This is a genomic window from Boudabousia marimammalium, assembly GCF_001936115.1.
In the GTDB taxonomy this organism is placed as follows: domain Bacteria; phylum Actinomycetota; class Actinomycetes; order Actinomycetales; family Actinomycetaceae; genus Boudabousia; species Boudabousia marimammalium.
Window position 1 is genome coordinate 386 of the sequence record NZ_MPDM01000003.1, and the last position, 13,078, is coordinate 13,463.

Sequence of the window (13,078 nt, forward strand, 5' to 3'; positions counted from 1 at the left end):
ACAGTTTTAGGGGATAAACACGAACAACACCGTGTTTATCCCCTAAAACAATTCCCCACAAAAACAAACTCCTACGCAGGTTACTGTTCGCATAGTTGTCGCTATGTGCGTTAGCGCACTATGGGTAAGTTTTAGTAACAAAGCCACCCAGGCCCTCGTTTACCCTGATTGTGTATCTATATAATATTGCCCATGAATACAACCATTCGCGCATGGGCGCACAGATTCTTCATCGACGGCCTGACTGGTATGGCCCACGGCCTATTCGCCACCCTGATCATCGGCACCATTATGGTACAGATTGGCAAACTGCTACCTGAACCAGTATCGGGATTCCTCATTCTTATTGGCTCAATAGCCTCGGTGCTCACCGGTTTAGGTATCGGTATCGGCGTCGCACATAAGCTATCTGCCTCCACCTACGTTATCGTCGGAACTGGCGTAGCTGGTATGGTTGGAGCCCACGCTGGTAAGGTTATGACACCTGGTGTGGTGGATGGCCTCAGCTTCCATATCGCCGGCCCGGGAGAACCCTTGGGCGCCTTCATCGCATCATTTGTTGCAGTCGAAATCGGTGTTCTGGTTTCAGGCAAGACCCCAATCGACATTCTGGTGACACCTTTCGTCACCGTAATCAGTGGATCAATCATCGGCCTTTTGGTGGGGCCCGGAATCTCCGCCTTCATGACCGAACTCGGGGCCATCATTAACTGGGGCACACAACGGCAGCCACTCCTGATGGGCATTATCGTCGCAGTAATTATGGGTATCTGTCTGACACTGCCTATCTCATCAGCCGCACTGGGAATCATCCTCGGCCTGTCCGGAATTGCTGCCGGTGCGGCAACCGTTGGTTGTGCTGCACAAATGGTTGGCTTCGCGGTAGCTTCCTACCGTGACAACGGATTTAGCGGACTAATCGCCCAAGGCCTCGGCACATCAATGCTGCAAATGCCAAATATTTTGCGACGGCCACAGATCTGGCTGCCTGCGATTATCGCGTCCGCCTTTCTCGGCCCGATTTCGACTGTTGTCCTGGCATTAGAGAACAACGCTGCCGGATCCGGAATGGGTACCTCCGGACTGGTCGGTCCGCTCATGATGTGGAACACAATGGGCCCGAGTAGCAACCCGGTTACCCTCTTTATCCTCATCGCAGTGATGCTGTTCCTTGCTCCCGCACTCCTTAGCTGGTTGATTTCTGAAGGTATGCGTAAAGCCGGCTGGATTAAGCCGGGCGACATGAAGCTTCCTGAATAACATCCCTATAGACCAAACGGGGAACCGAAGAATCGGCTGCCCGCTTGCTCTATCCAGAAAGAAGTATGGGTCAGAGAGGCGCGGACCAAACTAGTTTTGTGCCTCCTTCGGCCTGCGCAGCGGCATCGAAAGAACCATCCACATTCAAAGCGCGTGAACGCATATTCGCCAAACCAGAGTTACGTGTTGGACGCTCTGGTAGGCCAACCCCGTTATCCGTCACGGTCAAAGTAACTTGCTTCTCGTCAGCTTTGATTTCCAAATGGACCTTTACCAAAGTGGCATGAGCATGCTTACTAATATTTGACAAAGACTCACGGATCACTGCGATTAAATGCTCAGCAACACTTTGGGGAAGCAACTCATCAATCGCGTCAGAGTTAGCTTCGTAACCTTCCTCCAGCACATCTAGGACATGTTTGTCCAACTCAACGATGAAGGTGGGAGCAAACCCCAAAGAAGAGCGGCCCAAAGAGGCCTCATGCTGAAGCCTAGTAAGCAAAGAACTATCAGAATACGGAAGATTCTTTTCCTTCCGCAATGAACTCACAATAGCTCTAATCTGTTGAGCAGAATCCCCAATACTGGCCAGCGCGCTTTCCAACTGATGCATCAAATTCTTCTCATCAATACCAGCAACTTGCAACAAATCAGTCTCCTCAAGTTGCTTTGTGGCAGCCACAAAGGCATCCTTCAAAGAAGATAACTGCATCCCGGTAGCAAATAGCTGCTGAATAGCTAAATCGTGCAAATCTCGGCCAATCTGTTCGCGCTCCGCCTGCAAGGTAGCTACAGCGGCCTTATGCTTAGCGTCAGCAAGCTCCAAGGCCAGCGCCGCGTGGGCAGCTACCGATTGTGCGATAGCTAAATCTGAATGAGTGAACTCCCTAGCATCGCGCGAACGCAGAACCAAAATAACGCCAGTTGATTCACCACGAGAACGCATCGGAACATACAGCGCCGGGCCATAGCTCTTTAGAGCAGGGACTTTCAAGTGCAAGGTTTGAGCCAGCGAATCAATCACCACACCCTGTCCCGTTCGTGCCACTGTCATAGCTCTGCCGTTACTGGGGAACACAGTGCCCAAAAGATGACTAGCCGAATCCCCATCAACAAACTCACAGGCCCAGGTGTCTCCCACAGAGGGAAGAATAATCAACGCAGCCTCAGCATCCGCCACGTCCCGAATCGAATACGCGGTTGCAGCCAAGGCTTCTTCCTCGGAAGCACCCGATAGAAGCATCGTAGTCAAGTCCTGGGAAGCACGAATCCAATGCTCCCGCGTACGAGCTTCACCATACAAACGGGCGTTCTCAACCGCTACTGCAGCCGCTGAAGACAGAGCTGACAGCAATTCAGAGTGATTATCTGAAAAGCCTTTAGACCGGTTGAAAACATACAACCAGCCGAAGATCCGGTTTCTCACCGTTAAAGGAAGACCAATGTAGTTATCTATCCCATGTTCGGAATTGTTACGCAAAGAAAACGGCCTATTCGGCTCTGGATGATTCTCCACCAAAGGATGGCTGGCCGGTAAGCCTTCCAGCATAGAGGTTTGCACCTGCGGATCCAGAAGTTGCTCCCGTGCCCAATCTGGAACATTTTCTTCCACAAAAGCAACCGTGTCTCCCCGAGGATTAACCACGCAGAGAGCGCCAAAAGATGCTTCAGAAAATCGGCACGCGGTCTTGACAAATTCGCTTAAAATCTCAGAAACATCGAGCGTCGCAGCCAGCTTGAGTGAAGCATCAAATAGAGATTCTCTAGCTAAGTCTTCTCCGGTACTTCTCATCATTTACTCCTGGACAATCGTCATAGTTGGGTCTGCCGGTTGCTCAAGTCTAGACCAATCTGCCTGCAAAGTTGCGGGTATATCTGCGGGCGCGCCCTGATAGGTGATAACTGCATGTCCAGCAGGGGATTGGTCAATCACCAGAACCTGATCCGCATACTCTAAAGCTTCAGTATGGTGAGTCACCAAAACGATGCTCTTACCCTGATCAGCGAGAGCAAAAATATCGCGCACTAGAGCTCTACCGACCTGGTTATCTAGGTGCTCAGCTGGCTCATCCAGAAGCAAGACTTCCGCCTGCGAAGCTAAGGCCCGGGCGACCAGAATACGTCTCCGTTCTCCACCGGAAACGGTCTTACCTCCGGCAGCGAGCTTGGTATTCAAGCCAATTGGAAGAGCGGAGAACCAGTTTTCTAGATGGACCTTGTTAAGTAGCTCCCTCGCCTCGTCCTCGTCCAAATCAGCCCGAGCTACCCGCAAATTCTCATAGACGGAAGCAGCGAAAATGTGCGCATCCTCCAAAGTTAAAGAAACCACGGAAGCAGCATCTTGGCGCGACAGATTCCAAGCGGAAACCCCCCGAATCAACGCCGTCCCCTCCCGAGGGGGAAGCATGCCCGCGAGGGTGAGTAAAAGCGTAGTTTTGCCAATCCCGGAGGGTCCCACAATCGCTATCTTGGACCCGGGTGAAACACTTAGATTGACGTTGTTCAATACCTCCGGTCCCTGTGGCCAAGCGACGGTTAGGTTTTGCGCCACAAGAGATGGAGTAGTTTGGGAAGGACCAGGCAATTGCGCCTCAGGCAAATCCTGTTCGGCATCAATCAGCTCTACTAGTGCCTCAGCTGCGGCAGCTGAACGAACCAGTTGCGCTGCCGCCTGGCCGAGCATTGCGGTGCCCTCGAAGGAAGCTAATGGGGTTAAAACTATCACTGCTAGACCAACTTGGGAAAGTTCCCCAGCGGAAACCGCCATGGTGCCGAGGATGCTGTTCCCCACCAAAGCTAGCCCTAAAGCCAAAGTGTCCACGGCAGAAGCTAAACCAGCTGCTTGTGCGGCCTTCTTTCGAGCAGTAATCAGTCCGGACTCCACTGCTCCGATACTCTTCGCGTAGCGGGCAGACTGGCCGAGAACACGAATCTCAGCGCTATTCTCAAGGCTATCTACGGTGAGCTTAGAAAGCTCCTGCTCATGTTTGCGCTGTGCCTGCTGAGACATCCGGGTTGAACGAGCTGATAGACGTAAACCAGCCAAAATGGAGAACAACAGACAAAGGCCCAGCCAAAGAGCCGCGCCCACATGCAAGAATGACAAGCCAAAGACCGTAAACACGGAAACCACTAGAGTCACTAGCATCGGTTGGATGCTGCGGACCACTAAATCTCCGACCGCATCCACATCGGCTGTGGCACGTGAGAGCAAAGCGCCACGGTGCATTGAAGCTACCGCATCCGAACGGAGACTCGCGAGGCGCGCGTAGAAACTAGTGCGCAGTTCAACCACGCCAGTCAAAGCAATGCGGTGAGAGACAAGCCTCTCAATGTACCTGAACAAAGCTTTTGAAATTCCCAAGGCTCGCACTGAAGTGACTGCCAAATTGAGATACAGGATGGGTGGCATCTGGCTGGCTCTTGCAATCAGCCAAGCAGAAACACTCGCTAGACCAACCGAAGAACCAAGCGCAAGAGACCCCAAGAATACTGACCAGACCAGCTGCTGCCAACGAATTTTCAGGAGCGGCCAGATTTGCTTCAGTGCACTCCATTCATCTTTGGTTAATAGTGGACTCATTTGGCGTCTCCTTGCGTAAAGAAGGTATCAATTTCGTCAGTTACTCCGTTGTCCACAGCCGTTAAAGCTACCTCTTCTGAAGCAATCTCAGCTTTTTCAAGAACACGCGATTTCAATGTAATGTGATTGTCTGCTAGCTCAACCACGGCTTCCCGGTGGGCAATTACGATGATTGTTGATCCCATGCTGTGAAGCTTTTTGATTACTGCGATAATCTGTCGTTCGCTCAAGGAGTCTAGGTGTGCAGTAGGTTCATCAAGGATTACTACGGGCCGATGCTGCAAAAGCGCGCGGGTGAGAGCCAGTCGTTGTCTCTGTCCCACAGACAGGCCGACTGCATTGTGGCCTAAAACAGTGTGCCACTGATTGGGCATAGTATTTACTATCTCATCAAATCCGGTGGCGGCCGCTGCAGCCAGTAATTCTTCGCTGGGCTCGGTAGCCTCTGGAAGCAAAGACTCAAGTACAGTGCCAGGCAGGATGACAGGAATCTGGGGCACCCACATTATCTGCTCTTGCAGGCTGGTCGGGTCAATAGAAGATAAATCTACAGTCTCAGAGCCGTTACGGATCGTAATGCTACCTTTGTCGAGCTTCTGGAATCCCATCAAAGCCATCGCTAAAGTAGTTTTACCAATCCCCGAGGGCCCCTTTAGAGCGGTAATCGAATGAGGTGCGATAGTTGCATTAACATTGTCTGGGCTCATTCTTCCGCGCGCCTTGACAGAGGCGCCGGAAATGACAAAACTGGCATCGGTAAGACTAGGAGAGGAAACTAGGCCAGGCATTTGGCGTCCAGCTTCAATCACTTCAAAAGCTTGATTAACCGCAGCAACGCCGTCTGATGAAGCATGGAATTGGACTCCCACGTTCCGGAGAGGATTGTAGACCTCCGGAGCTAGCATAATCACAATCAGCCCAGCATAGAGATCAATCGATCCAAAGACCAAGCGCATGCCGACCTCAACCGCTACCAGAGCAACAGACAACGTGGCTATGAACTCTAAAATAGCGCCTGAAAGGAAAGCCAAGCGCAACGTCGCCATAGTTGATTCATTGTAGCGGTCACCCAAGGTCTTGATGGTTTTCTCCGGGCCCTTTTCCCGCCCGAGTGCCTTCATCGTGACTAAGCCTGATAGGAGATCGAGTACCTGTGAGCCGAGGTTTTCCATGACGGCGATCTTTTTGTCAGAAAATTGTTGGGTCAACTTGCCGACCAGGATCATAAATATTGGAATCAATGGGATTGAACCTACTGCAATAAGTGCAGACCACCAGTCGAACCAGAGCATGACTACCAAGGCCATCGGGGTGACTGTCATGGACAGCAGAAGCTGCGGCAAATAGCGGACAAAATAGGGGACTAGAGCATCTAGTCCGCGGGTGCTCAAGGTCGCGGTATCCGTTGCATTTTGTGCCAACCAACGCGGTCCCAGCCGTGACGCAGCATCGAGTAATTGCGCCCGTAAGTCAGTGATGATTCGGTTTGCCGAGGAATGGCCAATAGTCTCCCTAGCGTAGATCGCGCCAACTCTAGCTACTACCACAACGCCGAGGACGATTAGAGGTAGCGGACTGAGCAGTAAATCCTGCCAAGTTGAAGTCTCGTTAATAATCGGGCTAATGATGGTAGATATTGCGATTGTTTGAATCAGGACGAGGATGGCCGCCAGCACACCCATCGCGGCCACCGCGATAATGTACCTACGGGCCGAGCTGACATATCGGATTAAACGTGGATCGAGAGGTTTCACTTGTCCATCTTCCCAAATTTTCCAGTATTGTGCGCTGATAGAGCCCAGAATGGTCAAAAGATTCGCATAGGGCAGAGCGCGGGTAGAAAAATGGCGGGTTGGAATCTAAATGATCCCAACCCGCCATTCCATTTATAGGCGGATAACTAGCTAACTAGTTTAGTTAGCAGTAAGGAAGTTCTCGCCGGCGCGAATCTTGTAGGGAAGCAACCCAGAGGGGGTTACATCTTCTACGGAGATACGTGCACGGAAGACATAGTATGCCCAGACCGTGTACGCCAAAACTATGGGCACCAAGATGATGGCTACTACCGTCATGATCGACAAAGTAGCATAGCTTGATGATGCATCCCAAAGTGTCAGTGAATATGCCGGATGGATGGAGGACTTCATTACGTTCGGGGCCATGACAGTAAAGATGAAAGCGACAGCGGCGGCGATCCCTAGGAAGGAAGCGAAGAAGGCGCTACGGACGCGTCCGGTCAAAGTCATGGCGGTAGAAACGATTAGCAGGATGGCTGCAATCGCAAGTGGAATCCATGCCAAGGGCTGGCTACCTCCGAAAGCGAACTGCGCCCATAGAGCCCAAATGGCGGTTAGGCCGGTGGACACAATAGAGGTGTTAGTAGCCATCTTGGTAGCGCGCTCACGCATTTCATCAGTCAACTTCATGGCCAAGAACAAAGAACCATGGCTCAAGAAGATGGCGGTGAGCATTACGCCGCCCAGTAGCGTGAACGGGGTGAGCAGCGAGAAGAAGCCGCCGGTCAGGTTATGAACGTGAACTGAAAGGTCTACATTCTCAGGCCCAACACCAGTCATCGGATTGGAGGGATCAACGACCTCAATGGCCATGCCCTGTACAAGGTTTGCAAAAGCAACACCGAACAGCAGGGGAACTAGCCATGAGGAGACCGTATGAGCCCAATCCCAGACGTTGCGCCACTTGGTGGAGTTCACCATCTTGCGCCATTCAATCGCGCAGATACGAACAATCAGAGCAATCAGAATGAGAGCCAAAGCAAGGTACATGCCTGAGAACATAGTTGCGTACCACTCGGGGAAGGCTGCGAAGGTGGCGCCACCAGCGGTGAGTAGCCAAACTTCGTTTCCGTCCCAGTGGGGGCCAATTGCCTTTGAGATTGCTCCGCGCTCCTTGTCAGTGCGCGCCACACGGCGCAACAACATGCCAGAACCCAGCCCAAATCCTTCAAGAGTTAGATAGCCGGTCCACAGTACAGCGATAAGTACGAACCAGAGAACCTGTAGGAATGAATACATGATGTTTTTCCTTTCCTATCTCAGTACGAGAAGGAGAGCTCGTGGCTCTCTTCCGTCGAGTGCTTTGTGGTGGAGATACCTTCTAGCGCGTAGCGCCGAATCAGCCAGAACCAAACCACACCTAAAGCAGCGTAGAGGAGAGTGAAAATAATAAGAGTGGTGAGCATAGCTCCTGCAGAGACGGAACCGGATACACCAGCTTGCGTCATCATGAACACATCCCCGACGGGGTCGCCGCCGGTACCGAAGTTCGGTACAACGATCCAAGGCTGACGGCCCATTTCGGTGAAGATCCAGCCGAAAGATGCGCCAAGGAAAGGAGTTGGAATGGCAAGCAAACCAATAGTCCCGAGCCACTTCTGGTTCGGTACGCGACCCTTACGCATCAGCCAAAGAGCGATTAGCGCGAAGATAGCAGACAGCATGCCAACGTAAATCATCAGGCGGAAAGTCCAGAAAGTGACATTATTGTTTGGCGTGAACTGGTACTGAGAGGCATCTCCGTACTGCTTAACAAAGGTCTCATTCTGGTTCCACATCTTGACAGATTCTTCTTGGAAGTTCTTCACACCAGTAACCTCAGCGTTCATGTCATGCGTTGCCAGCAAGGAGAACATCCCGGGAATCTGAATGATATGGGTGAATCCATCTTCGCTGAGGCAGTCACCCCAGCCAGCCACGGTGAAGGGGGCCTGCGCCTGAGTCTCACACAGAGCTTCGGCTGCAGCCATCTTGCCAGGCTGTTCTTTGGTTAGGTAGACACCCTGAAGATCGCCAGTGATAACAGTACCGATGGAACCAATCAAAAGGACAACCAGACCAAACTTAGAAATCGGACGCCAAATCTCGCGGGCTTGCACTTCACCGGCTTCGCCGGCACGCTGTGCGCGTACCATCCACCAGACGGCTAGGCCGGCAATGAATGCGCCAGCAACCATCCAGGAGGAGAAAAGAACGTGAGTGAATGTAATCCATAACTTAGGATTAGCGACAACATCAAGGAAACCATGTGTGCCGGTGAGTTCAAAACGTCCAGTAGCGGGATTGAGCTCAGCGCCAACTGGGTGCTGCATCCAAGAGTTTGCTCCGAGGATCCAAAGAGCTGAGAAGTTGACACCAATGGCAACCAGCCAGATCATCAGAGCGTGAGTGCGCTTGGATAGCTTGCCCCAGCCGAAAATCCACAGTCCAATGAAGGTAGATTCCATAAAGAAGGCTAGGAGAGCTTCAATCGCAAGGGGTGCGCCGAAAATATCGCCGACCATCAAGGAGTACTGTGACCAGTTCATGCCGAACTGGAACTCCTGCACGATACCGGTTGCGACACCGAGTGCCATGTTAATGAGGAAGAGTTTTCCAAAGAACCGAGTAGCTTTAAGCCAGTGCTCTTTTTGAGTCTTCAGCCAGAGGGTTTCCATTAAGGCAACCATGGGGGAGAGACCAATCGTTAAGGGCACAAGCACGAAGTGATACACAGTCGTGATACCAAATTGCCAGCGCGCGATTTCAAGCGCGTCTAGGGCAGTAGGCATAAACATCTCTGTCCCACCTTTCGTGTATGTAGAGAACTGATAATTCTGTTTTATCGTAGCGGGTTTTCTGTCACCGTGTGCATAAAACCTTGTGAACACCATCGTTCACTGTCATAAATATCTATTTTTCGCTGTAATTGCAACGCTACACGCGAGGTGGCGTGATTGAACGGAACATCTTTTTCAGTGAAGACTGATATGATATTAAGAAACGTATGGTATCGCGTAAATCGAAGGGCAGCCTAAGCTATTTCGATAAAGCTGGTGAATACACCTCAAAGATTTTGTCGTCTGAAAAACGGCGGCTGTGTTGCGTAGATGCCCGCAACCACCTATGTGGAGATATTACATACTATGACTGAAGACTTGTTCAGCCTGAGCAACGGAGTTGCCTCTGGCGAAACAGCCGCGAAGAAAACGCAGAAGCCAGTTGCATCAATTTCTCTGATGCCCATCTTTCAAGCACCGGACCCAGCATTGGTCCCTCCGGTGTCAGACTTTGATTTGGACGCTCCTTCGCGTAAGCCGCGAAAGTCTAAGGACCGTGAGGACTCTCCCTCGCGCCAATCGAAAAAGCGACAACGGGGCGAGCGGGATGAAGACAGCAAAGGGTCGTCTCGTACCCGTGAACGCAAACCCCGCGATGAAGAAGAGGAAGAGTATCTAACTGAAACTCGACGTCGGCGTCGCCGCCGCTCACGGACTTCGGATCAGACAGAGCCCGATGAACCCAATTACGACCCTAACTATGACCCGAAAGAGGAAGTTACAGCACTTAAAGGCTCTACCCGTCTAGAGGCGAAGCGTCAGCGTCGCAGAGAAGGGCGCAAGGACACTCGCAAGAAAGCCATTGTCACCGAGGCTGAGTTCTTGGCTCGTCGCGAATCAGTTGATCGTCTAATGGTAGTGCGTGAGCGTGATGGCTTAAACCAGATTGCTGTGATTGAGGATGGGCTGCTAGTGGAGCACTATGTGGCTCGCCACGCGCAGACTTCTAAAGTTGGCAATGTCTACGTGGGTAAGATTCAGAATGTGCTGCCTTCGATGGAAGCAGCCTTCGTTGATATTGGCGAGGGGCGTAACGGTGTTCTGTATGCCGGTGAAGTTAACTGGGATGCCACAGATGTGGTAGGTAAACAGCGCCGGATTGAGAAGGCCCTTTCTCCGGGCGATTCGGTCCTGGTGCAGGTAACCAAGGATCCGATTGGGCATAAAGGCGCCCGACTGACCTCTCAGGTAACTTTGGCGGGACGATACTTGGTACTGGTGCCCAGTGGTTCTATGACGGGTATCTCCCGTAAGCTGCCGGAAAAAGAGCGTCAGCGCTTGAAGAAGATTCTTCGCCATGCAGTGCCTAAGGGCTGTGGTGTGATTGTTCGTACCGCAGCGGAAGGCGCCTCCGAAGAACAGATTCGTGACGATATTGAGCGCCTGACTGTTCAGTGGGAGCAGATTGAGAAGAAGCAGAAACAGAAGAAGGTGGCACCATTCATTGTTCGTTCGGAGCCTGAACTGGCTGTGCGCGTGGTTCGTGACATCTTCAACGAGGATTTCAATAAGCTGATTGTTTCTGGTGACAGCTCTTGGAAGACCATTAAGGCATATGTGAAGGAGCTGGCCCCAGAGCTTTCTGACCGCTTGGAACATTACAAGGGGGAAAAGGATGTCTTCGAAGCCTACCGTGTCGACCAGCAGCTGGCTAAGGCGATGGATCGTAAAGCATGGTTGCCTTCCGGCGGTTCTTTGGTAATTGACCGCACCGAGGCCATGACAGTGATTGATGTCAATACCGGTCGCTACACTGGCGCGGGCGGTACTTTGGAAGAGACTGTCACGAAGAATAACCTTGAGGCAGCGGAGGAGATTGTTCGTCAGTTGCGGCTGCGCGATATCGGCGGAATCATTGTGATTGACTTTGTCGATATGGTACTTGAATCTAACCGTGACTTGGTTTTGCGTCGTCTAGTGGAGTGCTTAGGCCGGGACCGTACACGTCATCAGGTCAGTGAAGTTACCGCTCTGGGACTGGTTCAGATGACCCGTAAACGCGTCGGGCAGGGATTGGTTGAGGCTTTCTCAACTGAGTGTGAGGCGTGTCGAGGGCGCGGGTTCATTGTCCATGACGCTCCGATTGAACGTGAAGCTGACGATGTTTTGGATGCCTTCCCCAAAGGCCGTAAGGGGCGGAGGAATAGTTCTGAACGTAATTCGACGCCGTCAAAGAATGCGGAGCAGGCTGCTCAGAAAGCGCAGGAAAAACAGGAAGAAGAGCATGCCAAGGTGGCTGCAGCTATTACTGCTATCGCGAAAGTGACTCAGCGGAGCGAAGCTGAACTTGAAGATATCGTGAAGCCTGAGCTGGAGAGAGCTGAGCGATCCAAGCAGCAAGGCAAGAACAGTTCTGGGAAGAAAGCTCCGCAAAAGCGGGGACGTAGGGAAGCTAAGGCTTCTGTTAGTGTGTCCACAGTGACATCTGAAACCGAGGCTCCGGCTTCTGAGAAGAAGGAAGAAACCTCGACTCCTAAGGTTCGAGGGCGAGGGCGTCGCCGTGCCGCTACCGACGGAGTAGTGACTGCGACCGCTAGTAATTCGGAGAGCTCCGCATCAGCTGGAGCTGCCGCGAAGAGCCAGAAACCGGAACAGCGTTCTGCTCCGTCAGGTGCTGCGACGCGACTAGCCGGTGCTGAAGCCCCTCGGGTCAGAGTCCCAGCGGCGCGCAAGAGACGGCGGGCGGCAACTACCGGAGTGGTTACTCCGGGAGCATAGTGTGTTAGCTATTGCACTATGCAAATGCGCCAAATCCGGGTCTTTTGCGTGTGCAGCGGGGGAATCTAGCTGATAGGATTTCAGCAGTGAAACACTCCTTGGCTCTGTGTCCGACACCGCATGTGACGGTTTGCTTGGATAGCGTTTTTAGAGTAAATTAGAGCCTTGGTGCTAATCGATTGATTAGCATGATTTGTCAGTATCCGTTTAGTAAAAGAGATGAGCAGTAACGTGGTCCACGCGATTGTCAAGGCCGGCGGCCGACAGGAAAAGGTGTCCGTCGGTGATGTTGTCATCGTCGACAAGCTGGTTGCCGAAGTTGGCGATACCGTCGATTTCCAGCCCCTAATGTTGATCGATGGTGACAAAGTTACCACCGGTGCGGAAGAGCTTGAAAAGGTCAAGGTTACCGCTGAGGTCCTAGCCCCGGCCAAGGGTCCGAAGATTTCGATTGTTAAGTACAAGAATAAGACCGGCTACCGTAAGCGTATGGGACACCGCCAGAAGCTAACGAAGGTCAAGATCACCAGCATTGCGTGATCTTCTAGAATAGGAAGGTAGTTTCCCATGGCACATAAGAAGGGTCTTGGTTCTTCCAAGAACGGTCGTGACTCCAACGCGCAGCGCCTCGGCGTAAAGCGTTTCGGTGGTCAGCTGGTTAACGCAGGCGAAATCATTGTTCGTCAGCGCGGCACCCATTTCCACCCCGGCAACAATGTCGGTCGTGGTAAGGATGACACCCTGTTCGCAACCGCCGCTGGTTCGGTCGAGTTTGGTACTCGCCGTGGCCGCCGCGTCGTGAACGTGGTTTCAGCCTGAGCAAACTTATCACCATCGGGGGCGTTACGGTTTCTGCCGTACGCCCCCGATGTGTATCTTCACGTAAATCGAGCAAGGAGTAA

9 protein-coding genes are annotated in these 13,078 nt (G+C 52.2%); 4 read left to right on the top strand and 5 right to left on the bottom strand.

What is annotated here, in order from left to right:
• Positions 1-192: 192 nt before the first annotated feature.
• Positions 193-1,260, top strand: a complete 1,068-nt coding sequence (locus BM477_RS03055; protein ID WP_075361221.1) for a PTS sugar transporter subunit IIC — start codon at positions 193-195, stop codon at positions 1,258-1,260.
• A gap of 70 nt (positions 1,261-1,330) precedes the next feature.
• Here BM477_RS03055 and BM477_RS03060 read toward each other — a convergent pair whose 3' ends face one another.
• The 5 genes from BM477_RS03060 to BM477_RS03080 form a co-directional block, all read right to left on the bottom strand.
• Complete coding sequence (locus BM477_RS03060) at positions 1,331-3,055, bottom strand: GAF domain-containing sensor histidine kinase (protein ID WP_084543678.1); 1,725 nt, start codon at positions 3,053-3,055, stop codon at positions 1,331-1,333.
• On the bottom strand, positions 3,056-4,843 hold the full coding sequence (gene cydC, locus BM477_RS03065; RefSeq protein ID WP_075361222.1) for a thiol reductant ABC exporter subunit CydC: 1,788 nt from the start codon (positions 4,841-4,843) through the stop codon (positions 3,056-3,058). It lies immediately after the preceding gene.
• Positions 4,840-6,597: a thiol reductant ABC exporter subunit CydD gene (gene cydD, locus BM477_RS03070; protein WP_075361413.1), complete on the bottom strand. Its 1,758-nt coding sequence runs from the start codon at positions 6,595-6,597 to the stop codon at positions 4,840-4,842. Before cydD ends, cydC begins: the two co-directional genes overlap by 4 nt.
• Positions 6,598-6,756: 159 nt before the next feature.
• Positions 6,757-7,878 (bottom strand): cytochrome d ubiquinol oxidase subunit II, encoded by a 1,122-nt coding sequence (gene cydB / locus BM477_RS03075; protein WP_075361223.1) that lies wholly within the window; start codon positions 7,876-7,878, stop codon positions 6,757-6,759.
• A 20-nt stretch (positions 7,879-7,898) separates the two neighbouring features.
• Entirely contained in the window at positions 7,899-9,416 is a 1,518-nt protein-coding gene (locus BM477_RS03080) for a cytochrome ubiquinol oxidase subunit I (RefSeq protein ID WP_075361224.1), read from the bottom strand.
• A gap of 348 nt (positions 9,417-9,764) precedes the next feature.
• On the opposite strand from BM477_RS03080, the gene BM477_RS03085 reads away from it, so the two are divergent.
• The 3 genes from BM477_RS03085 (at position 9,765) to rpmA (ending at position 12,995) form a co-directional block, all read left to right on the top strand.
• Positions 9,765-12,176, top strand: a complete 2,412-nt coding sequence (locus BM477_RS03085; RefSeq protein WP_425425738.1) for an Rne/Rng family ribonuclease — start codon at positions 9,765-9,767, stop codon at positions 12,174-12,176.
• Between the two features lie 219 nt (positions 12,177-12,395).
• Positions 12,396-12,716: a 50S ribosomal protein L21 gene (gene rplU, locus BM477_RS03090; RefSeq protein ID WP_075361225.1), complete on the top strand. Its 321-nt coding sequence runs from the start codon at positions 12,396-12,398 to the stop codon at positions 12,714-12,716.
• A 27-nt stretch (positions 12,717-12,743) separates the two neighbouring features.
• Complete coding sequence (rpmA, locus tag BM477_RS03095; RefSeq protein ID WP_075361226.1) at positions 12,744-12,995, top strand: 50S ribosomal protein L27; 252 nt, start codon at positions 12,744-12,746, stop codon at positions 12,993-12,995.
• The last annotated feature ends 83 nt before the right edge of the window (positions 12,996-13,078 follow it).